The following is a 21059-nucleotide window of genomic DNA, read 5'->3' on the forward strand; positions in this document are numbered from 1 at the left end:
TAGGTGGCTTGTGCGGTAGGAGTGCGCTGTGTATCTTGATCAACCTTTTGGCTGCACAGCGCTGCCGGGAACCTATTCAGAGATTGGCCCCACGAGGCGAGTCCGACGATTTTCCTATTTCAATTTTAAGGAGCACATCGATGCGCGTGATTCTGCTAGGAGCGCCCGGTGCCGGCAAAGGTACTCAGGCCCGCTTCATTACCGAGAAATTCGGTATCCCGCAAATCTCCACCGGCGACATGCTGCGCGCCGCCGTCAAGGCGGGCTCCCCCCTGGGCCTGAAGGTCAAGGGCGTGATGGACAGCGGTGGCCTGGTCTCCGATGACATCATTATCGATCTGATCAAGGAACGTATCACCGAGGCCGATTGTGCCAAGGGGTTCCTGTTCGATGGTTTTCCACGCACCATCCCCCAGGCCGAAGCGCTGCGTGAGGCCGGCGTGACCATCGATCACGTGGTGGAAATCGCCGTGGATGACGAGGAAATCGTCAGTCGCATCGCCGGTCGCCGTGTGCACCCGGGTTCGGGGCGTATCTATCACACCCAGTACAACCCGCCGAAAGTGGCCGACCAGGACGATGTGACCGGTGAAGAGCTGGTGCAGCGTCCCGATGACAAGGAAGAGACCGTGCGCCACCGCCTGTCGGTCTACCACTCCCAGACCAAGCCGCTGATCGACTTCTACCAGAAGTTGTCGGCCGCCGAAGGCACCCCCAAGTACAGCTTTATCGCCGGTGTCGGTTCGGTCGAAGAGATCACCGCCAAGGCGCTGGCCGCCTTGAGCTAAGTCTGCGCGTGCGGAACAACGGCCCCTCCGGGGCCGTTTTCGTTTCTGCCATGGCGGCGTCGCGCAAGGCTCGCCGACCCATAGCAGAAACACCGTCCTTGTCCAGCTGATCAGGGATGGGGCAGGGCCCCCGCCGCCACGTCGGATGTTTGGTATCAAACACCGGCCGGCGCACCGGACTGTTGCGCTGTCGCGACCTGGCGCTGCCTGTCAAATCTTGTTACCCCCTGATCTTTCGGCCCTCTTGGAAGTCTAATGGGATTTCCACGGCGGGCTGTCTGCGTCGGTATGTCCAGCCCGTTCCGGTGAATATGAGAGCCAAGTAGGATTCCTTTCATTTGCAAAAGACAGCCTGAGAAAAATGTAACAAGATGATGTCGCTTGCCCGCAAGGCCATGACGCTTCCTTGCAAGGTCTTGCCGGCTCAACCTCATCTCAGACCCGTGCGGCTGCACAACGACTGGCTCAGGCCTTTTTTGCAGCGGCAGGGATGCGTTTGGCCTGAGAAAAGCGCCCTGCATATAAATGGCATTAATAAAGGGTAGTCCGATGTCCACAGTCTCCAGCAACAAAGCTCCGCTCGGCGGCGCCTGCGCCCCAGAACCGACCCTTTCCCCCTCCCTGCAACTGCGGGCAGATGTTTTGCGTCGGTGCCGCCAGGAGGACGCGGCCGGATCGGCGCAAGAGGCCCCGGCGACGTCCGCGCTCGCCGAGAAATATGCCCGCTACAGCCGGCCGGGGCTCTCCAAGTTGCTGCACGCCATCCGCATGGACATCGTCTATACCCGAGCCCGTGGCGATTACCTCTATTACCAGAAGAACGGCGAGGAAGTGCCCGTCCTGGACATGCTCGGCGGGTTTGGCGCCTGCCTGTTCGGCCATCTGTTCGAGCCCTTCGTGGCATTGCAGAAAGCCTACCTGGACGCCGGCGTGCCTTTTCTGGCCCAGGGCAGTTGCCGGTCCCAGGCCGCCTTGGTCGGCGAGCGCCTGGATCGCATGCTGCACGCGCGCACGGGCGCGCATTACGTCAGTGTCCTGCTGAACACCGGGGCGGACGCGGTGGAAGCGGCGTTGAAACACGCGGAAATGCGCCGGATGCACCGTTTCCAGGCACTGCGCGAGGCGTTCGAGGAGCAGTTGGTCAAGGTGCGCCAGGGGTTGCTGAACCAGACCCTGACCCTGGACGAGACCTTCCGTGCCGCTGCCGAGAGCCAGTTCGGGGTGCCGCGGGACCTGGGGAACGAGGCGACGCTGGCCGCCCTCTCATGGGCCATGGGCCAGGCGTCGAGCCGCAGCCCGACCGCCCTGGCGGTCAAGGGCGGCTACCACGGCAAGACCACCGGCGCCCTGCAGGTCACCTCTGGCGAAGCCTACCGCAAGCCGTTCGCCGGCCTGGGGGCGCAGGGCCGCTTTATCGACGCGAGCGTGCCGGGCGCCCTGCTGGCGGCGATCGATGACAGCCTGGTGTATCTGCCAGCGATCAGCCTCAGCAAAGGCGAGGTCCGCCTGACCCGGCAGGCCGTGGCCAATCTCAACGCCCTGTTCGTCGAACCGCTGCAGGGCGAAGGCGGCATTCGCAGCGTGCCGTTGGCCTTCCTCGAGGAAAGCCGGCGCCTGGCGACCCAGCACGGGTTCCAGCTGGTGTTCGACGAAATCCAATGCGGCATGGGCCGCACGGGCACCTTTCTCTACTCCGAGCAGCTGGGCGTCACGGCTGACTGCTACCTGCTGTCGAAGAGCCTGGGCGGCGGTATGTCCAAGGTGTCGGCGGTGTGTTTCGCCCGGCACCTCTACCAGCCGGACTTCGATGCCATCCACAGCTCCACCTTCGCCGAGGATGACTACAGCGCCGCCATCGCCTTGCGCGCGCTGACCCTGCTGGACGAAGTCCCGGCGATCATGGCCGCCGCCGCGCAGCAGGGCGAGTACCTGCGTCAGGGCTTGCAGGACGTCTGCGCTCACTACCCGGGCATCCTCAAGGAAGTCCGTGGCCAGGGCTTGCTGCTGGGCATCGAGTTCCAGCCGCAGTCCGACGCGAACTCCTTGTTTATCCGCACCCTGTCCGAGCAAAAGTTGCTGGGATACGTGATCGCCGGCTACCTGTTGCACGAGCACCGGGTACGGATCAGCACCACCTTGTCGAATGCCTTCACCCTGCGCCTGGAGCCCTCCGCGTTTGTCACCCAGCAGGCGTGCGACCAGGTGGTGGCCGGCATTCGCCGGGTCGCCGAGATCCTCCACAAGCTCAACGCCGGCCAGTTGCTGCGGTATGTGGTCGGCCGGGAGCAGTGTGGCGATGACAGTCCAGTGGCCTGCTACCGGCAGCGGAACGCGCCGGCAGGCCGGTTTGAGCCCGGGCACAAGACCGTCACCTTTATCGGCACCCCGCTCAGCGCGCGAGATTTCGCCGATGCCGACCCGAGCCTCGCGGACTTCTCGGATGCCGAGCTGGGTGGCCTGCTGGCGCGTTTCCGGCCCGTGGCGGCGCCCGTGCACCTGCAGACCCACACCATCACCTCGGCCACCGGCGACAAGGTCAATTTCCGCTTCGTCGCCTTGCTGCACGAGCCCCTGCATATCACCGAGCAACTGGCCACCGGTTCCCTCGATGAGATGGTCGGCCTGATCCGCGACACGCTGCACGAGGCCGAGGAAAGCCGCCATGTGGCCTACGGCTTGGGCGCCTACACCTCCATCGTCACCGGCAATGGCCTGCGCCTGGTGTCCGACAAGCTCAGTATCACCACCGGTAATGCGCTCACCGTCGGCATGGGCGTGCAGGGCCTGTTGCAGACCGCCCAGGAGAAGGGCCTCGACCTGAAAACGTCGACCTTTGCGGTGGTTGGCGCCGCCGGCAACATCGGCTCGGTGTACACGGAAATACTCGCGGATCATGTGCCCAGGGTGATACTGGTGGGCCGTCGGCAGAGCGAGGCGCGGCTGATCAAGGTGGCCATCGAGGTCTACCTGAACGCCTACCGGGATCTGCTGGCGGGCCAGTACCCCGAGACCAGCGTGGCGGCAGTACTGGCGACCAGCCAGAGCTTCGCCCGGTTGCGGCAGGGCGAAGGCCTGGACGACCCGGGCCCGTTCCTTTACCGGGAACTGCAGCAGGAACTGGGCGAGGCCGCGCCGGTTATCGTCAGCACCGATCTCTATAGCCTCAAGCAGGCCAACCTGATCCTGACCACCAGCAACGCTGCCGAACCGATCATCTTCCCCGACATGCTGGGCAGCCAGCCCAGCGTGATCTGCGATGTGTCGGTGCCCAACGACGTGGATGCGTCGGTCACCCGCCAGTGCCCCCAGGTGCAGGTGGTGCGTGGCGGCCTGGTGCGCTTGCCGGGCAACCCGGACCTGCGCTGGTCCGGCAAGAACCACATGGGCAACGGCGTGACCTACGCCTGCATGGCCGAAACCATGTTGCTCGGCCTGTCCGAGACAGCGGCGCATTACAGTTATGGCCGCATCAGCAAGATGCAGGTCAGGAAGATCCTCGCCCTGGCCGCGACCCACGGTTTCGACCTGGCGCGGATCAAGGTCGACAGCATCTTCTGAACCCCGGGCGATCGACGCCGCAGCACGCGCAAAAGGAAGTGGGCAATGACGCAAGAATGCATGGCGACAAGCCAGACCGACGTGGATCAGGACCTGGTGGTCAGCCCCGAGACCCTCGAGGGTCGCGGCGACCTGCGGGCCCGCCTGGGCGGCAAGGCCGCCTCGCTGTACGAATTGATGGGCTGGGGCCTGCCGGTACCCGAATGGTGCTGCGTGACCACCACGGCCTTCGAACACACGCTGCGGGCCAACGGCCTGGCGACCGTGGCCGAGTGGCTGCACACGCCGTCGCAGCCGCTGCCCATGCCTCTGGAGACGCTGCGCGAGGCGATCCTCGGCTGTGCGCTGCCGGCCGGGATCGCCCAGGGCGTGCAGCGCTTCCTGCAGCGTTTCCCCGAGGCGCATTTTGCCGTGCGCAGCAGCGGCACCCTGGAGGACGGGGCGCAGGCCTCCTTTGCCGGCCTCTATGTCACCTTGCTCAACGTGCGCCGTTACGAGGATGTTTGCGACGCCCTGCGCACCTGCTGGGCGGCGCTGTTCGAGGAGCGCGTGCGGCGCTACCTGCAGGACCGTCATATCAGCGGTGCGATGGGGCTGGCACTGGTCGTGCAGCGGCTGATCCCGGCGCAAAAAAGCGGCGTGCTGTTCTCCGTCGACCCGGTGCGCGGCTGTGACACCGAGGTGCTGGTCGAGGCTTGTTTCGGCCTGGGCGAGGCGCTGGTCGCGGGCCAGGTGACGCCCGATCGCTACCGCTATGACTGGTTTGCCGGGCAGGTCCTGGAACGCACGGTGGCGCACAAGGAGGTGCACTGCGTGCGCTTGCCCGCGGCGCCCTTTACCCGCCTCGAACCGCTGGATGCGCAGCGAGCAGGGCAGGCCGTGCTGTCCGAGGCGGAGGTGAGCGAACTGGTCGAGCTGGCCCTGCGGGCCCAGGAAAACGCCGGTTACCCGGTCGACGTGGAATGGGCCAAGGTCGGCGAGCAGTTTTACCTGCTGCAAAGCCGCCCTATCACCCAGCTGGGCCATGGGGGCATCCCCGGGCAATGGACCACCGCCGATTTTCGCGATGGCGGGGTCTCCGCCACCGTCTGCACGCCCTATATGGCCTCGCTGTATAAGTCGGTCTTCGACGTCACCATGCCGGCCTACCTGAGCCGTATCGGTCTGCCCAGCGGCGGCGATCAGGGTGCCTGGCAGCAGAGCTTCTTCGGCCGGCCGTACTGGAACCTGCAGTCGGTCAAGCGCCGACTGAGTCATATCCCGGGCTTCAAGGAACGGGTGTTCGACGAAGGCCTGGGCATCGTGCCGGGCTACCCCGGCGATGGCCTGGTGACGCGCACCACGCCGCGCACGCTGCTGACCGCGGTGCGGGTGCTGGTCGCGCTGAAGGCGTCGTGCCGCCGGCAGCTCAAGGACAATCCTGGCTTTGTGGAGGCGCAGCAACGCCGCCTGCAGGAACTCGGAGCGCTGGACCTGGCGAGCCTGTCCAGCGAAGCGTTGTTCGCCTTCGCCGAGCAGTTCCTCGGTCAGGAGTATTTCCGCAGCGAGTCGACCTACTTCAATTTCATCTATGACAACTCGAACCTGAACAACCTGTTCCAGGAGGCGGTGGCCAAAGTCGATTTCCCAGCCGCCGATTTCCCGTTGCTGCTCAGTGGCCTGACCGGCGTCTCGCACCTGGCCCCCATCGAGTCGCTGTGGGTGCTGCGCCAGGAAATCAAAGCCGACGCCGAGAGTCTGCGCTACTGGCAACAGCACAGCGCCGACGCCATTGCCGAGGCGCTGGCGGCCGGTGAGCGGCGTTTCTTCCTGGACCGTTTCGCCGACTACCTCAAGCGCTACGGGCACCATGCCAAGCAGGAACTGGACCTGATGGTGCCGCGCTACCTGGAGGACCCGCGACCGGTGATCGCCAACTGGCAGGAAGCCCTGGGCCAGCCGGACGACTTCGATCCGCGGCTGCGCAACCAGGATCAGCAGCGTCATTTCCAGGCCGCGCGTGGCCGTTTCCTGGCCGCGCTGCCGTTCTGGAAGCGCCGCGGCATGGCCGCGCGACTCGAGCAGGTGCGCGCCTTTCTCTGGTGGCGCGAGGAGCTCAGGGACCTGTCGACCCATTACTACTACCACGTGCGCCGGGTGACCCTGGCCGTGGCCCAGCGCTGGGTCGAGCAAGGCGTCCTGCGCCAGCCCGACGAGGTGTTTTTCCTCGAACTGGACGACCTCTTGCGCCTGCTCAGGGGCCAGCTGCCCACCGCCGACGTCACGGCGCTGGTGGCGCGTAACCGGCGTTACTACCGCAGCTTCGCTCGCTACACCATTCCCGACGAACTGGGCGCGGGCTTTTCCACCGGCAGCGGCCCGGCCGCCAGTGGCGACCCGGGCGGCGAGCGTTTCGCGGTGGCCGGCAGCCCCGGCATCGCCTCGGGCACGGCCCGGGTGATCGCCAATATCGATGATGCCGACCGCCTGCAACCGGGCGATATCCTGGTGACCCGCTGCACCGATCCGGGCTGGACCCACAAGTTCGCGCAACTCAGCGGCGTGGTCACGGAGACCGGTGGGGTGCTGTCCCATGCCGCGGTGATCTGCCGTGAGTACGGCATGCCGGCGGTGCTGGCGGTGCAGAAGGCGACCCTGTTGATCCGGGACGGCGAGTTCATCAGCATCGACGGCGGTACCGGTGCCATCACTCTCGGCACCGGCGCCAGCCAGATCAGCCTGGCCCAGCGCCGGCAGGCACTCTATCCCGTCGCCGTGGCCGGAGGTGACGCATGAAACTGATCGGTGTCTACAACCCACCGACCCTGGTGACCCTGGCTGGCCTGCTCTGCGGCTTCGGCGCCTGCTGGCTGAGTTTTGCCGGACGGCTCGAACTGGCGGTGGTGGCCTTGATCTGGGCGGGCATCTTCGACCTGTTCGACGGGCTGGTGGCGCGCCGAACGCAAATGACCGCCCGGGAGGCGGCATTCGGCGTGCAGATCGACTCCATCGTCGACATGGTCAGCTTCGGGGTGGCGCCGGTTCTGGTCGCCATCGGCTTCGGCCTGGGGGGGGTATTCGGGCTGATCGCGGGGCTGCTGTACGTCTGCGCGGCGGCCCAGCGCCTGGCATTCTTTAATGTGCTGCAGGAGGAAAGCCACGCCAGCAGCGGGGCCGGGCTGACCTGCTATACCGGCCTGCCGGTAACGTTCGCCGCCTTGATCTTCGGCGCCTTGCTGATGCTGTGCGACCTGCTCAGCCCGGCGCTGTTCGGGCTGTTTTTGCCGCTGCTGCTGATCCTGGTCGGCGGGCTGTTCGTCTACCCGCTGCGGATTCCCAAGCCCAGGGGGGCCGCCTACCTGGTGTTCCCCGTGCTCGCCTGCCTGCTGACCGCGTACTGGCTGGTGCGCTAGCCCTTTCTTCACTCCACAGAACGAGTCCTTATGTTCACGCTGTTCGATGCCATGCTCACCGCGTTGTACCTGATGATCCCGTTGATCCTCTCCGGCTCGCTGCACATGCTGGTGGTCAGTCGCCATTGGCTGGCGCCGCTGGCCGTGCCGATCAACCAGCCGGCCTTCGGCGCCAACAAGACCTGGCGCGGCATAGTGGTCATGCCCCTGGCCACGGTGCCCGGGGTCTATCTGGCGCAGTGGCTCGAACCGCTGCTGGCGGAGCATCTACTGGCCAGCCTGGTCGGCCTCAACCCTTGGCTGCTCGGCCTCGCGCTGGGCATCGGTTATGTGCTGGCCGAGCTGCCCAACTCCTATATCAAGCGCCGCTTGAATATCCAACCGGGCAAGCAGCCGGAACGCCACGCGTTCTGGTTCGGCCTGATGGACCAGGCCGACTCCGCCATCGGCTGTGCGCTGGTGTACTGGCTGCTGTTGAACCCGGGGCTGTGGGTGATCCTCGCGTTTATCCTGCTGGGGCCCTTGCTGCACCTGGTGATCAACCTGCTGCTGTACAGCCTCGGCCTGCGCAAGCAGCCATTTTGAAGGGGCCGCTTATGGACAAGGGCAGCCCCGCGACCCTGTATTACCACGACCGCGAAAGCGGGCGCCGGGAAGCGGAGATCATCTACGGCGAGGCCGAGCTGAATTTCCTCTACGGCACTTTCTGGGGGCGTGCGTTGCGTCGCCTGTTCGTGACACGGCCCTGGTTCAGCCGGCTCAATGGCCTGACCAAGCGCCTTGGCAGCAGCCGTGACGCGATTCCGCGTTTTGTCAGCCAGTACGGCATCGATGCCGGTGAAGCGGAGAAATCGCTGGCCGAGTACCGCTCCCTGGACGATTTTTTCAGCCGTCGTCTGAAGCCCGGCGCGCGGCCCCTGGACCCCAATCCCAAGGCGTTGCTGGCGCCCGCCGATGGTCGGGTGTTGGTCTACCCGCGGCTGGAGGGGCAGGCCCTGCGGGTCAAGCAGCAGCGGGTGTCGATTGCCGAGCTGCTGGGCTGTCCGCGGGCGGCGGCAGAGGTGGAGGGCGGTTGTGCCGTGGTGGTGCGCCTGGCACCCAAGGACTATCACCGCTTTCATTTCCCGGCCGACGGCCGGGTCGGTGCGTCACGCGCCATCGCTGGCCAGCTGGAGTCGGTGCACCCCATCGCCCTCGCCGCCGGCGCCCGCAGCTTCGCCAACAAGCGGGTGGTCAGCCAGCTGGAGACGCCGCTGTTCGGCACCCTGTACCTGGTGGATGTCGGTGCCCTGACCGTCGGCACCATTGTCCAGACCCACCGGCCCGGCCCGGTGGCGAGGGGCCAGGAAAAAGGCTATTTCCGTTTTGGCGGCTCGACCCTGGTGCTGCTCTGGGGGCCGGGCGGCCCTGCCCTGGACCCGGACCTGATCGACAACAGTGCCCGGCACCTCGAGACACTGGTCAAGGTCGGCACCCGGATTGCGGCGTTACCTTGATGCCTTCCCCATTTCCCTCAGCAGTCGAGACCATGACGCCTTATATCTTCCATGCCGGTAACGTCCAGGCAGAGCCTCCCCAGGGGCTGGGCGGCAAGGCGCGCAACCTGTTCCATCTGCAGCGGCACGGAGTGCCGGTGCCGGCCTTTCTTTGCTTGTCCAGCCGGGCCTTCAGCGAGTCGCTGCAGGGGTTGTTGCCCGCTATTCGGCAGCTGCTCGGCGAGTGCGACTATGACAATGCGCAGCGACTCGGCCTGGCCTCGGCACGGATCAAGGCGCTGGTGATGGGCTGTGAGCTGCCGCGCGCGGCCGAGGTCGAGCTGCAAGCCCAGTTGGCGCAGCTGCGCTGCTGGGGCTCGTTCTCGGTGCGCTCTTCGGCGGCCAACGAGGACGCCCAGACCAGTTCTTTCGCCGGGCAGTTGAGCACCTGGCTGCACGTCGCCGCAGGAGAGGTGGTCGAGCGAATCAAGGCCTGCTGGGCCAGCGCCTTCGACCCCGGCGTGCTGATCTATATGCGCCGGATGCACCGCGACCCCCTGGACAACCCGGTATCGGTCATCGTCCAGCGCATGGTGGCGGCCAAAAGCGCCGGCGTGCTGTTCCAGGCCGATCCGCACGGCGCGCTGCACCGGCAAGTGATCGCCGCCGGCTACGGCTTGGGCGAGGGCATAGTCGCCGACAAGGTCGAAACCGACCTGTACTACTTCGACAGGCTCGACGGCAGCTGGACGCTGCAGGTCAACGAGAAACTGCGCGGGATCGGCTACGGCGTCGGCGGCGGCACCGAGTTTTTCGCCGTGCCGGCCGAGCAGCGCGGCGCGCCGGTGCTGGACGCCGGGCAACGCCAGGCCTTGATCGGCCAGTCGACGAAGATCGCCACGCTGTACAGCCACTACCAGGATATCGAGTGGGCCTTCGACGAGCAGGACCAGCTGCATATCCTCCAGGCGCGGCCGATCACCACCATTCCCCAGGGCCAGGAGCGGGTCTTCGACAACAGCAATATCATCGAAAGCTACCCGGGCGTGATCCTGCCGATGACCTTCTCGGTGCTGCATCTGGATTACTACCAGTGCATGCGCGAAGCCCTGATCCGTTGCGGTATACCGGCCTCGGTGGTGCGCAAGCGCGAAGACGTGCTGCAGCACCTGGTCGGTTATCTCCAGGGCCGTGCCTACTACAACATCAGCAACTGGTACCGCACCCTGCTGGTGGTGCCGTTTTTTACCCAGAAGATCATCCGCTACTTCGAACAGATGATCGGCAGCGAAAGCTCGTTCGCCGACGCGCTGGACGACCAGAGAATCACCGCGTGGGAGCGCGTGCAGCTGTGGCTGCGTTTTCCGCTGTGTTTTATCCGTAACCTGCTCCGTCACGATCGGCTGATCCGCGAGTATTTCCAGATCACCGGCGAAATTCGCCGGGAGTTCGAGCGCCTGGACCTGGAGCAGTTGTCCTCGGACCAGTTGATCGGCCACCTGACGCGCGCTTCCAAGCGCTTTACCCGCAGCATGGGCATCCCGATCCTCAACGATTTTTTCGCCATGATCTTTATGGCGGTGACCCGCGAGCAGTTCCATCGCCGGGGTATCCCCGACGCCGACAACCTGTTCAACCGGCTGCTGGCCAACCAGCAAATCGACAGTACCAAGCCGGTGGAGTCGATGCTGGCGCTGGCCGCGACGGTCCAGCAACAGGCGGCGCTGGCCGAGGCCCTTACCCAGCTCCTCGACGAGCCCGAGCAGAACCAGGTCGACAGCCTCTACCGGCGCCTGGATCAAAAGGGCTTCGGCGCGTTCCGGCAACAGCTGCAGAGCCACCTGCAGCTCTATGGGCATCGTGCGCCCAAGGAGCTGATCATGGAGGTGCAGACGTTTCGGGAAAGCCCCTTTCACCTGCTGCGGATCATCCTGGCGTCCGCCACGGCCGGTCCGCCGACGCGCACCGAACAGGACGATGCCGATGCACTGTTTAACCAGCATCTGCAGCCGATTCGCGGTAAAGGCCTGCTGCGGTGGCTGCTGAAAAAAACCCGGCAGACGGTGGCCTACCGGGAAGCGACACGCCTGGATCGCGGGCTGCACTTTTCGTTTTTCCGCACCACGCTGCAGCAGATTGGCCGGCGTTTCGTCGAGGAAAAACGCCTGGAACGGCCAGAAGATATTTTCTACCTGACCCTCGCTGAGCTGGAGGCCTACCGCAAGGGCTGCTCCCCCAACGGCGATCTCAAGGGCCTGGTGCGGTATCGCCAAGGCCAGGCCGACGCCTGGCGGCAGGCGGACCCACAGGACCGGCTGTTCACCCGCGGCACCGTCTATGCCAATCTCCTGGCCGAGAAGCGTCTCGAGCCCCATGCCGGCTCGGGGCTGCTGCGCGGTACCGGTTGCTCCAGCGGCCTGGTCACCGCCCAGGCCCGGGTCATTCGTGACCCCAATGGCGCGGCCGAGGTGAAGGGCAGAATTCTGGTGTCCGAGAGCACGGATCCTGGCTGGGTGTTTCTGATGGTGATCTCGGCCGGGCTGATTTCGGAACGCGGCAGCCTGCTGTCGCACACGGCGATCATCGGCCGCGAACTGGGCATTCCGACCCTGGTCGGGGTGAAGAACGCTACCCAACTGATCGAGGATGGCGCCACCCTGACCATCAATGGCAGCACCGGCGAGGTGCAGATCCATCCCGCGGCCGCGTCCTGATGCACTTTGATACCCGCCTGGGCGGGTATGACGGCGTAGCGGCGGACCACCCCCTCTCCCCGCGGGAGAGGGTTGGGGTGAGGGGGGCGACTTGCGCCAGGGCCGTACCGCCAACCTGGCTACCCGCCTGCGCGGGTAGGTCAGTCGCGCAGAGCGCAGCCTGAGCACCACGCACAGCCGCTAGGCCCTGGCGTACCCCCAGGCCAGGTCGCCCAGGTGCCCGAGGATCGGCACCAGGAAAAACAGGAAACCGGTGATATAGAACGGTTTGGCGGTTTCGGCGCAGGGCCGGCGCAGCAGCCGGTATTCCAGGCGCAGGATCAGCGGGGTCATCAGCAGCAGGCCGCCGAGAAAGCCCCAGGGCAGGCCATTCGAGCACGCCAGCCGCAGTCCAACCCCGGCACTGAGCACAAACAGCAGCAGCGAGAGGCACGCCAACAGCGCCGGTTCGACCCGGGTGATCGCGTTCAGGCGTTGCACGGCGCTGTCGCGGCGGTCCGGCACCGAGTGGGCATAGTCATGGGCCAGGGCTCCCAGCCAGATAAAAGCCCCCATCAGCAGCTGAGCCGTCCCTATTTCACCATACAGCAGCAGGCCGGCGTAGAGCGGGAAAAGGCCCAGGGCGCCATCCAGTAACGCGGTATGGAGCAACGGGTGCAGGTCGGGCTTGAACCTGAAAAACAGGCTGAAAAATACCAGGGTCAGGGTGACCAGCAGCAGGGCTGCGGGATGGCCGATCTGCAGCCCCAGCAGGCACAGCACGGCCAGGGCGCGAAAGGCGTTGATGCGGTTCAGCGGGGCGCGGCCCGAACACAGGGCGCGTTCGGGGTGGGCCAGGCGGTCGAGGGGGATATCGCAGATATCGTCGCTCACGCGCAGCAGAAACAGCAGAAGGCACATGGACAGCCAGCCGCGGAAAAACAGCAGCGGCTCGACCGCGAAGTCGTGCAGGCCGGCGGCGAACAGCAGCAAGGACAGGAGCGCGGTCAGGAGCAGAGGGCTGCGCTCCCGGGCATACAGAAGTACCGCGTGGACCATCGAAGGACTCCAGGCTGTCAGCGGGTGGGTGCCGAGCCGGCGCCCGGTGGGGGTCGGCGTGAAAGTGCCGAGTCTACCCCTACCGGCCGCGTTTGCCTTGCCGGTGAGCCGTCCGCTCCCTTAGCCGAGCGGTGCGCGCGCGCTGGGTTTATACTGCCCCACCTTTTTGAACGCGGACCCGCCGATGACCACCTTGCTGGCCCTGGACACTGCCACCGAAGCTTGCTCCGTCGCCCTGCTGCACGAGGGCCGGGTGCTCAGCCACTACGAGGTGATTCCACGCCTGCATGCCCAGCGAGTGCTGCCGATGATTCGCGAACTGCTGGCCGAGGCGGGCGTGGCCCTGTCGGCGGTCGACGCCATCGCCTTCGGTCGCGGCCCTGGTGCCTTCACCGGGGTGCGCATCGCCGTCGGTGTGGTGCAGGGACTGGCATTCGCCCTGGAACGGCCGGTGTTGCCGGTGTCCAACCTGGCCGTACTGGCCCAGCGCGCCTGGCGCGAGCAGGGCGCGCACCAGGTCGCCGCCGCCATCGATGCGCGGATGGACGAGGTCTACTGGGGCTGCTACCGCGAGGCGCAGGGCGAAATGCAGCTGGTTGGCGTGGAAGCGGTGCTGTCCCCCGAAGCGGTGGCCTTGCCCCGTGACGCGACGGGCGACTGGTTCGGCGCCGGCACCGGCTGGGGCACCTTCGGCCCGCGCATCCCGCTGGCGACCTGTGGCCAGGCGCCGCAGCTGCTGCCCCACGCCCAGGACCTGCTGAGCCTGGCGGGGTTCGCCTGGGCCCGGGGCGAGGCCCTGCCGGCCGATGAGGCCCAGCCGGTGTACCTGCGGGACAAGGTTGCCACGCCCAAGGCGGAACGCTAGGCGGAGCCCGTGGCCTGGTGGGGCGCCCGCTGACGCAGCGGTATCGGCCAAGCGTCACGACTCGCGTCCAACCACACATCTGCTTTTTTCCGCGCCGGGCCAAGTGCCATTGCTAAGCGTGCGCGGTCCCGTTAGATTTGCAGCAATTCTCCATTGCTTCCCTCTTGTTCGAGCAGGCCGGACTGTCACCCATGCGGATCGACGGATTCACCACTTCACCTTCGCTGGACCGCGCGACCCGACCGGGTACCGCAGTCACGCCCTTTCGCGACGTCCAGCGCGAGGTCGAGCAGCGCCGTGAACAACCTGCCTCGCCGTCCAGCACCCAGGGTTTTGAAACCCTGCCCCAGGCGCGGCGCGTGCAAGGTGCCAATGCCAGCACCGACAGCTTGCCGGCCCGTGCCCAGGACCTGTACAAGACGGCCGCATTGAACGACCGCGCCGCCCAGGCGCTGGCCAGTTACACCAGTACCGCGCGTTATGGCGCCGAGGCGGATTCCCAGGAAGTATTGGGCCTCGACCTCTACGCGTGACCTCCACCATGTTGCCCTATTACCTCGGTTGCCCCTCCTGGAGCGACGCCGCCTGGCGCGGTGACCTCTACCCGCTGGACGCCCGCCAACCCGATTTTCTGGGGCTGTATGCCCAGGTGTTCAACGCCGTCGAGGGCAATACCACCTTCTACGCCCGCCCTGCGCCGGACACCGTGCGCCGTTGGGCCGCGTCGATGCCCCAGGGGTTTCGCTTTTGCGCCAAGCTGCACCGGGACATCAGTCACGGCGGTGACCTGCGCGAGCAGCTGGAGGCGGCGCTGAGCGTTCGCCAGCTGCTGGCACCGCTGGGCGAGCGTGTCACGCCCTACTGGCTGCAACTGCCGGCGCTGTTCGGTCCGGCCCGTTTGCCCGAGCTGGCGTTTTTTCTCGAGGGATGGGGCGACACGGCCCTGGCGGTGGAGGTACGCCATCCACAGTTTTTCAGCAAGGGTGACGAGGAACGGGCGCTCAATCGCCTGTTGCTGGACCGCGGCGTCGAGCGCATTTGCCTGGATTCCCGGGCGTTGTTCAGCTGTGGCTGGGACGATCCGGCGGTGCGCCATGCCCAGGCCAAAAAGCCGCGGCTGCCACTGCGGCCGACGGCCTTCAGTAGTTCGCCCCAGCTGCGTTTTATCGGCCATCCGGAACTGGCGGCCAATGACAGCTTTATGGCGCCCTGGCTGGACAAGGTCGCCGCCTGGATCGAGCTGGGGCTTGTTCCGTGCGTTTTCCTGCACACCCCGGATAACCGCCTGGCGCCGCAGCTGGCGCGGCGTTTCCATCAGCAATTGGGCCAGCGCCTGCCCGGGCTGCCGGCCTTGCCCGAGTTGAGCCTGCCCGCTGCCGCCGAGCAGTTGGACTTGCTTTAGAAACCCGTGGAAGGCCTAGTCCAGCCACCGTGCGGGGCGGCGGCGGAGAGAAAATCATTAACCACCACTACACTCTGGCGCTCCGTCGTGGCGGGCAGGGAGCCAAGCCCGTCCCCGCGCAGTTTTTTGGCCTTCGTTAAGGCTTGGGTCGCGCGCGCGGTTGGGCTAAGGTCGAGTTTTTGACTCGTATGGAGCACGATCATGGATTCCCAGTTGCAACGCGCCCAGGCCTTTCAGGCCCTGCACCAGGCCGGCCAGTGTTTTGTCATGCCTAACGCCTGGGATGGCGGGTCGACCAAGTTGCTGGCGTCCCTGGGGTTCAAGGCCATCGCCAGCACCAGCGCCGGCCTGGCGTTTGCCCTGGGGCGGCCGGATGCCGAGGGTGCGCTGTCCCGTGACGAGATACTCAGCAATGCGCGCTCCATGGTCGAGGCCACGGCCTTACCGGTGTCCGCCGACCTGGAAAATGGCTTTGCCGATGCGCCCGAGGGCTGTGCCGAAACCATTCGCCAGGCCGCGGCCGCAGGCCTGGTCGGCGGCTCGATCGAGGATGCGAGCGGCCGCGCCGACCAGCCGATCTACCCCTTCGAGCTGGCCGTGGAGCGGGTGCGCGCGGCGGTCGAGGCCGCGCGCGGCCTGCCCTTTCCCTTTGTGCTGACCGCCCGGGCGGAGAACCTGCTGCATGGGCGGCTGGATATGGCCGACACCCTGCGCCGGCTGGAGGCCTATGCCGAGGCCGGTGCCGATGTGCTCTACGCCCCGGGCCTGCGCAGCGTGGAGGATATCCGCGCGGTGCTGCAGGCGGTGGCGCCGCGGCCGGTCAACGTGCTGATGGGCCTTAGCGGCGTCCAGTTGTCGGTGACGCAACTGGCCGAGCTGGGCGTGCGGCGTATCAGTGTCGGCGGTTCCCTGGCGCGGGCGGCCTTTGGCGCGGTCCTGCAGGCCGCGCAGGAGATCAACGGACCGGGCACCTTCGACTACTGCGCACGGGCCATGCCGTTCGATCGGCTGAACGCGCTGTTTCGCGGCTAATCGAGACGGCATGCGGCGGCTGACTGTCCTGTTGCTACTGACGCTGCTGCTGGTGGCGGCCCTGGCACACTGGCGTGGCATCTGGGCGGTTGCGCCGCAGTGGAATCCCTGGGCGCCCCTGGACGTGCGATTGCCGCCCAACCTGTTAACCGGCTTCAAACTGATGCGCCTGGGCCGTGACCCCGCGCTCTGCACTCAGGCCTTGGCCACCTCCAGCTTGCGTTACACGCCGCTGCCGGACAGTGCGCCTACGGCCCGCTGCCCCTTGCGTAACAGCCTGCGCCTGCAGTCCGCGGACCTGGCCTTTAGCAGCAGTTTTATCGCCAGTTGCCCGCTGGCGGTGGCCTTCGCCCTGTTCGAGCAGCACGAGCTGCAGCCCGCTGCCCAAGCGGCGTTTGGCCAGCCGGTGCGCCAGCTCGAGCATTTCGGCAGCTTCGCCTGCCGCGCCATCGCTGGCAGCGCCCGCACCAGCCAGCACGCCTCGGCCAATGCCCTGGATATCGCCGGTTTTCGCCTGGCCGACGGGCAGCGCATCACCCTGGCCAGGGACTGGCAGGGTGACGAGCGTGCCGCGCGCTTCCTGCGCCAGGTGCACGCGGGGGCCTGCCGCTCGTTCAATATCACCCTGGGGCCGGCCTACAACGCCGCCCACCGCGATCATCTGCATGTCGATATGGGTGGCTGGCGCCTCTGCCATTGAGGGGGTGCCGCCTACAGTGACCCTGGCGGATGCAGCCACCGTACGAAAGCGCTTCGGCGAGTCCGATGGCGCTCGGGTAGGGCGGGTGCAACCCGCACGTTATTCCCGGCGCCTGCTTACCGAGTCGCAAGAGGGCATCTGCCGATGGCCGACCCACGTTTGAATGGGTGGGTGCGCCGGCTGCGCCGCTCGCCGGCCAAGGTGGACCAACGCAGGTTCCGAAAAAACGCCTTAGCGGCGTGACAGCAGCAAGTCGGCAGCCTGGCCCTGGCGGCCATCCTCGAAATCGAAGCGGCCCAGCTGGGCGATCTCGTCATAGGCGCCCAGGGCCACCTTGACCTCCTGGTGCTGTAAATGGATCACGCTGACGCCCGCTTCGGCCAGGGACTGGCTGTGCTGGCGGCCCTGGTCGTCGAAGCGCAGCAAGGTCAGGCGCTCGAACAGCGCGTCCTGCAGGTCCAGGCGGCCGTCGCGGTTGTCGTCGAGTTTGGCCAGCTCGGCAAACCCGTTGGCGGCGCCGTGCTGGTCGCCGAACAGCTCGCGACCATCATCGATGCGGCCGTTGGCATTGCGGTCCAGGGCCAGCAGGGCATCGTCGCCGGTGGGCACGCTGATCTGGTCGCGGCGCCCGTCGGCGTCCAGGTCGAAGGTCACCGGCGCCTCCAGGCCGCGGGTGGCGAAGCCGTTGCCGGCCAGGTCCAGGGCCAGCGGATCGGTGCGTTGCGGGCGGACCGAGGCGCTGACGTTCAATTGCAGGTCACGTTGATCGATCACTGCCTGGAACTGCGCGACCTGCACACCCTGGTCGCTCGACCCGGAAGGCGCCGGTGCGGTACTGGCCTGGTTCAGCTCCTCGGCCGCGGCCTGCACATCCGGTGCGTCGGGCATCAGGGTGCGGCGCAGGATCTGGTAGTCCACCGAATCGCTGACGGCCGCCGGCACATCGCGGCCGCGTTGGGGGGGCAGGCGGCCCTGGGCCGCGAAGATTGCATCGATCATGGCGATCTCGTGCGGCCGATTGACGCCGGGTCTGGCAGAATGCCGCTGCCCAGGTTATCGACCGCATTGCCGTTGGGTTGAATGGTTTTTTCGGGTTTTTCTTGGTTCGTTTGGCTTTTTTTCGAGTGGATTTTTATGAGTGACGCTCCCTCCATCACCACTGTCCGGGTCGAGGCCCTGGCGCCGGCATTCGCCGCGGCCGCTGCGACCTGGGCCGAACGCCTGGCGTTGCCGCTGGCGGGCGAGGCGCACTTCGTGCTGCAACTGGGCGAGCAGGGTCTGCAACTGGTGGAAGTGGGGCCCCAGGCACCCGGGCCGGTGCGGGTGGATTTCGTCGAGGGCGCGGTGGCGCATCGGCGCCTGTTCGGCGGTGGCAGCGGCCAGATGATCGCCAAGGCGGTGGGCGTGCAACCGGGCGTGCGGCCCCAGGTGCTGGACGCCACCGCCGGACTGGGACGGGATGCCTTTGTACTGGCCAGCCTGGGCTGTGGCATGACCCTGATCGAGCGCCAGCCGCTGGTTGCCGCGCTGCTCGAGGACGGCTTGCTGCGGGCGCGCCAGGACCGCGAGGTCGGGCCGATCGCCGCGCAGATGCGCCTGCTGACCGGCAACGCCATCGCGCTGATGGAACAGTGGCAGGGCGAGCCGCCGCAAGTGATTTACCTGGACCCCATGTTTCCCCACCGCGACAAGAGCGCCCTGGTGAAAAAGGAGATGCGCTTGTTCCGTCCGCTGGTGGGCGACGACCTGGACGCCCCGGCGTTGCTGGCCGCGGCCTTGGCCCTGGCCAGCCATCGGGTGGTGGTCAAGCGCCCGCGCAAGGCGCCGATCATCGAAGGCGCCAAACCCGCTTACGCGCTGGATGGCAAGTCGAGCCGCTACGATATCTACCCGAAAAAAGCCCTGAAGGGGTAGGGCGGCCTCGGCGCGTCCTTTGGCACTACCCCGCCAGATGCCCGACGGCTGGCGAACCCCCTGGCGTACTGCCTGCGGCTGTACGTCCTACCGTTTACTGCTTTCCCGCCAAGGCCTGAATCCGGGTGCGGCTAAATCTCTGGATACCCGCCTGCGCGGGTATGACGGGTCTGGAGGTCGGGTGGGGGGAGATAAGGCAGTTCCAGCGTCGTTTCCGCGAGGATGGGAACCGCTCCGCCGGGTCATTGCCCCGTCGTTCCCGCGAAGGCGGGAACCCAGGTGCGCCGAAGTCTCCAAACACCGGCCTGCGCGGATAAGACGGGTGGATTCAGCCTCGAGAAGCGGGCTCGGGTCCAGGCGCATAGGCGCGAATAAACATCGCCACCACGTCCTGCACATGCTGCTCCGCCTCTTCGCTGGACTGCGGTTCCGGGCAGCCGATCAGCAGGCGGAAATTGCAGCCGCCCTTGACCAGGCAGAAAAACTGGTCCGCCGCACTCTCGGGGTTGTCGATCCGCAGTTTGCCGGCCTGGTCGGCGCGCTGCAGCAGCCTTTCCATCTCGGTCAGTACCCGTTGCGGGCCGGCCTCGTAGAAGCCCTGGGACAGTTTGGGGTCGCCGGCGCTGACCATCACCCGGTGCAGTTCGACGGACTCGCGGCTGTTGATCAGGGCCTGGAAGCCGCGGGCAATATTGCTCAGCACCAACTCGATCGGCGCGCCTTCGGCCAGTTCGAAGAACAGCCCGGGCAGTTGCTCTTCGCACTTGGCCTTGACCGCCGCGGCGAACAGCGTCTCCTTGTCGGTGAAGTGGTTGTACACCGTCAGCTTGGACACGCCGGCCTCGGTGGCGATCGCGTCCATGCTGCTGCCGTCGTAGCCATGGCGCATAAACAGGATTTTCGCCGCGTCCAGAATCGCCTGGCGCTTGGCCAGGTCCTTGGGACGGCCGGGACCGTTGGGTAATGAGGCTTTATTCGGCATTTTTGCGTTTTAATACTGGACTGATGAGTTTGCTATTTTTACTATACTCGCCAGTATAGGTATTCCTAGCGTTATTCGCGAAAGGTTATTCATCATGTTGCGCCATGCCTTGTCCCTCGCTCTGCCTGTGAGTCTCAGTGTTCTGCTTATCGCCTGCGGCAACGGCGAAACGGTGCCGACCCCGGTGCGCCCGGCCATGGTGGTGCAGCCGCAGCCGGCAACGGAGTCGATGGACGTCTACCCGGGCGAGGTTCATGCCCGCCTGGAAGTCGAGTTGGCGTTCCGCATCGGCGGCAAGGTCAGCAAGCGCCTGGTGGATGTTGGCGCCCGGGTCGGCAAGAACCAGGTGCTGGCCGAACTCGACCCCCAGGATGTGCGCCTGCAACTCGAAGCCATCCGCGCCCAAGTGGCGGCGGCCGAGGCCAACCTGCAACTGGTGCGCACCGAGCGTGACCGCTACAAGACCCTGCTCGGTCGCCAACTGGTCAGCCGTTCGCAGTACGACAATGCCGAGAACCTCTACCGTTCCGGCGAAGCGCGCCTCAAGCAGGTGCGTGCCGAATACAACGTGGCCAGCAACCAGGCGGAGTACGCCGTGTTGCGGGCCAACCAGGCCGGCGTGGTGTCCAAGCGCCTGGTGGAAGTCGGCCAGGTGGTCGCCGCCGGACAGACCGTCTTTACCCTGGCGGCCGACGGCGAGCGGGAAGTGTTGATCAGCCTGCCCGAGCAGGCGTTCGAACGCTTCAAGATCGATCAGCCGGTGGCCGTGGAACTCTGGTCGCAGCCCGGTCAACGGTTTCCGGGGCGTATCCGCGAGCTGGCCCCGGCGGCCGACCCGCAGTCGCGCACCTTCGCCGCCCGTGTGGCGTTCGCCGACGGCCAGATCCCGGCCGAGCTGGGCCAGAGCGCGCGAGTATTTATCGCCACCGACGGCGTGGTGCCGCTGTCGGTGCCGCTGTCGGCGCTGACCGCCGAAGCCGGCGCACCCTATGTCTGGGTGGTCGATCCGGCAACGTCCAAGCTGGTGCGCACCCCGGTGCGGGTCGGCCCCTACGGCGAGAAAAGCGTGCCTGTGCTCGAGGGCCTGAAGGCACGCGACTGGGTGGTCGCCGCAGGTGTGCAGGTGCTGCGCGAAGGCCAGGAGGTGCGGCCGGTGGACCGCGAAAATCGTACGGTCAAGCTGGCGGCGAAGGAGTAAC

General features: G+C 66.3%; 17 protein-coding genes. 14 read left to right on the forward strand and 3 right to left on the reverse strand.

What is annotated here, in order from left to right:
* Positions 1-140: 140 nt before the first annotated feature.
* The 7 genes from adk (at position 141) to ABWY06_RS07450 (ending at position 11927) form a co-directional block, all read left to right on the forward strand.
* Entirely contained in the window at positions 141-788 is a 648-nt protein-coding gene (adk, locus tag ABWY06_RS07420) for an adenylate kinase (RefSeq protein ID WP_353924924.1), read from the forward strand.
* A 549-nt stretch (positions 789-1337) separates the two neighbouring features.
* A complete protein-coding gene (locus tag ABWY06_RS07425) occupies positions 1338-4346 on the forward strand; it encodes an aminotransferase class III-fold pyridoxal phosphate-dependent enzyme (RefSeq protein ID WP_353924925.1) in 3009 nt (1002 codons plus the stop codon).
* A 45-nt stretch (positions 4347-4391) separates the two neighbouring features.
* Positions 4392-7121, forward strand: a complete 2730-nt coding sequence (locus ABWY06_RS07430) for a PEP/pyruvate-binding domain-containing protein (RefSeq protein ID WP_353924926.1) — start codon at positions 4392-4394, stop codon at positions 7119-7121.
* Positions 7118-7738, forward strand: a complete 621-nt coding sequence (locus ABWY06_RS07435) for a CDP-alcohol phosphatidyltransferase family protein (protein ID WP_353924927.1) — start codon at positions 7118-7120, stop codon at positions 7736-7738. The genes ABWY06_RS07430 and ABWY06_RS07435 overlap by 4 nt, the downstream gene beginning before the upstream one ends.
* Before the next feature lie 30 nt (positions 7739-7768).
* Positions 7769-8323: a CDP-archaeol synthase gene (locus ABWY06_RS07440; protein ID WP_353924928.1), complete on the forward strand. Its 555-nt coding sequence runs from the start codon at positions 7769-7771 to the stop codon at positions 8321-8323.
* An 11-nt stretch (positions 8324-8334) separates the two neighbouring features.
* Positions 8335-9234 (forward strand): phosphatidylserine decarboxylase, encoded by a 900-nt coding sequence (locus ABWY06_RS07445; RefSeq protein WP_353924929.1) that lies wholly within the window; start codon positions 8335-8337, stop codon positions 9232-9234.
* A 32-nt stretch (positions 9235-9266) separates the two neighbouring features.
* Complete coding sequence (locus ABWY06_RS07450) at positions 9267-11927, forward strand: PEP/pyruvate-binding domain-containing protein (RefSeq protein ID WP_353924930.1); 2661 nt, start codon at positions 9267-9269, stop codon at positions 11925-11927.
* Positions 11928-12107: 180 nt separating this feature from the next.
* Here ABWY06_RS07450 and ABWY06_RS07455 read toward each other — a convergent pair whose 3' ends face one another.
* On the reverse strand, positions 12108-12965 hold the full coding sequence (locus ABWY06_RS07455) for a UbiA family prenyltransferase (RefSeq protein ID WP_353924931.1): 858 nt from the start codon (positions 12963-12965) through the stop codon (positions 12108-12110).
* A 184-nt stretch (positions 12966-13149) separates the two neighbouring features.
* Here ABWY06_RS07455 and tsaB point away from each other — a divergent pair, with 184 nt between their 5' ends.
* From tsaB to ABWY06_RS07480, 5 genes are all read left to right on the forward strand, one after another.
* Complete coding sequence (tsaB, locus tag ABWY06_RS07460; RefSeq protein WP_353924932.1) at positions 13150-13830, forward strand: tRNA (adenosine(37)-N6)-threonylcarbamoyltransferase complex dimerization subunit type 1 TsaB; 681 nt, start codon at positions 13150-13152, stop codon at positions 13828-13830.
* Between the two features lie 191 nt (positions 13831-14021).
* Positions 14022-14363, forward strand: a complete 342-nt coding sequence (locus ABWY06_RS07465; protein WP_353924933.1) for a hypothetical protein — start codon at positions 14022-14024, stop codon at positions 14361-14363.
* An 8-nt stretch (positions 14364-14371) separates the two neighbouring features.
* Positions 14372-15232, forward strand: coding sequence for a DUF72 domain-containing protein (locus ABWY06_RS07470; RefSeq protein WP_353924946.1), 861 nt, complete (start codon positions 14372-14374; stop codon positions 15230-15232).
* Between the two features lie 201 nt (positions 15233-15433).
* Positions 15434-16264, forward strand: a complete 831-nt coding sequence (locus tag ABWY06_RS07475; protein ID WP_353924934.1) for an isocitrate lyase/PEP mutase family protein — start codon at positions 15434-15436, stop codon at positions 16262-16264.
* 10 nt (positions 16265-16274) lie between these two features.
* Positions 16275-16964 carry an extensin-like domain-containing protein gene (locus ABWY06_RS07480; protein ID WP_353924935.1) on the forward strand — a complete coding sequence of 230 codons (690 nt, stop codon included), beginning with the start codon at positions 16275-16277 and terminating at the stop codon, positions 16962-16964.
* Between the two features lie 231 nt (positions 16965-17195).
* Here the strand turns inward: ABWY06_RS07480 and ABWY06_RS07485 are convergent, their stop codons facing one another.
* Positions 17196-17963: an SPM autocatalytic domain-containing protein gene (locus ABWY06_RS07485; RefSeq protein ID WP_353924936.1), complete on the reverse strand. Its 768-nt coding sequence runs from the start codon at positions 17961-17963 to the stop codon at positions 17196-17198.
* Between the two features lie 135 nt (positions 17964-18098).
* On the opposite strand from ABWY06_RS07485, the gene ABWY06_RS07490 reads away from it, so the two are divergent.
* Positions 18099-18878 carry a class I SAM-dependent methyltransferase gene (locus ABWY06_RS07490; protein ID WP_353924937.1) on the forward strand — a complete coding sequence of 260 codons (780 nt, stop codon included), beginning with the start codon at positions 18099-18101 and terminating at the stop codon, positions 18876-18878.
* A gap of 328 nt (positions 18879-19206) precedes the next feature.
* Here ABWY06_RS07490 and ABWY06_RS07495 read toward each other — a convergent pair whose 3' ends face one another.
* The gene (locus ABWY06_RS07495; RefSeq protein WP_353924938.1) at positions 19207-19860 is read right to left on the reverse strand and encodes a TetR/AcrR family transcriptional regulator; all 654 of its coding nucleotides are present in this window, start codon (positions 19858-19860) and stop codon (positions 19207-19209) included.
* Positions 19861-19954: 94 nt separating this feature from the next.
* Between ABWY06_RS07495 and ABWY06_RS07500 the strand changes: the two genes are divergently transcribed.
* Positions 19955-21058: an efflux RND transporter periplasmic adaptor subunit gene (locus tag ABWY06_RS07500; protein ID WP_353924939.1), complete on the forward strand. Its 1104-nt coding sequence runs from the start codon at positions 19955-19957 to the stop codon at positions 21056-21058.
* Position 21059 lies beyond the last annotated feature (1 nt).

Source organism: Pseudomonas sp. (genome assembly GCF_040514055.1).
Lineage (GTDB): Bacteria > Pseudomonadota > Gammaproteobacteria > Pseudomonadales > Pseudomonadaceae > Aquipseudomonas.

Bases quoted from the DNA above. Each gene is read 5' to 3' on its own strand.
- adk (WP_353924924.1), top strand. From the start codon at position 141: ATGCGCGTGATTCTGCTAGGAGCGCCCGGTGCCGGCAAAGGTACTCAG.
- ABWY06_RS07425 (WP_353924925.1), top strand. From the start codon at position 1,338: ATGTCCACAGTCTCCAGCAACAAAGCTCCGCTCGGCGGCGCCTGCGCC.
- ABWY06_RS07430 (WP_353924926.1), top strand. From the start codon at position 4,392: ATGACGCAAGAATGCATGGCGACAAGCCAGACCGACGTGGATCAGGAC.
- ABWY06_RS07435 (WP_353924927.1), top strand. From the start codon at position 7,118: ATGAAACTGATCGGTGTCTACAACCCACCGACCCTGGTGACCCTGGCT.
- ABWY06_RS07440 (WP_353924928.1), top strand. From the start codon at position 7,769: ATGTTCACGCTGTTCGATGCCATGCTCACCGCGTTGTACCTGATGATC.
- ABWY06_RS07445 (WP_353924929.1), top strand. From the start codon at position 8,335: ATGGACAAGGGCAGCCCCGCGACCCTGTATTACCACGACCGCGAAAGC.
- ABWY06_RS07450 (WP_353924930.1), top strand. From the start codon at position 9,267: ATGACGCCTTATATCTTCCATGCCGGTAACGTCCAGGCAGAGCCTCCC.
- ABWY06_RS07455 (WP_353924931.1), bottom strand. From the start codon at position 12,965: ATGGTCCACGCGGTACTTCTGTATGCCCGGGAGCGCAGCCCTCTGCTC.
- tsaB (WP_353924932.1), top strand. From the start codon at position 13,150: ATGACCACCTTGCTGGCCCTGGACACTGCCACCGAAGCTTGCTCCGTC.
- ABWY06_RS07465 (WP_353924933.1), top strand. From the start codon at position 14,022: ATGCGGATCGACGGATTCACCACTTCACCTTCGCTGGACCGCGCGACC.
- ABWY06_RS07470 (WP_353924946.1), top strand. From the start codon at position 14,372: ATGTTGCCCTATTACCTCGGTTGCCCCTCCTGGAGCGACGCCGCCTGG.
- ABWY06_RS07475 (WP_353924934.1), top strand. From the start codon at position 15,434: ATGGATTCCCAGTTGCAACGCGCCCAGGCCTTTCAGGCCCTGCACCAG.
- ABWY06_RS07480 (WP_353924935.1), top strand. From the start codon at position 16,275: ATGCGGCGGCTGACTGTCCTGTTGCTACTGACGCTGCTGCTGGTGGCG.
- ABWY06_RS07485 (WP_353924936.1), bottom strand. From the start codon at position 17,963: ATGATCGATGCAATCTTCGCGGCCCAGGGCCGCCTGCCCCCCCAACGC.
- ABWY06_RS07490 (WP_353924937.1), top strand. From the start codon at position 18,099: ATGAGTGACGCTCCCTCCATCACCACTGTCCGGGTCGAGGCCCTGGCG.
- ABWY06_RS07495 (WP_353924938.1), bottom strand. From the start codon at position 19,860: ATGCCGAATAAAGCCTCATTACCCAACGGTCCCGGCCGTCCCAAGGAC.
- ABWY06_RS07500 (WP_353924939.1), top strand. From the start codon at position 19,955: ATGTTGCGCCATGCCTTGTCCCTCGCTCTGCCTGTGAGTCTCAGTGTT.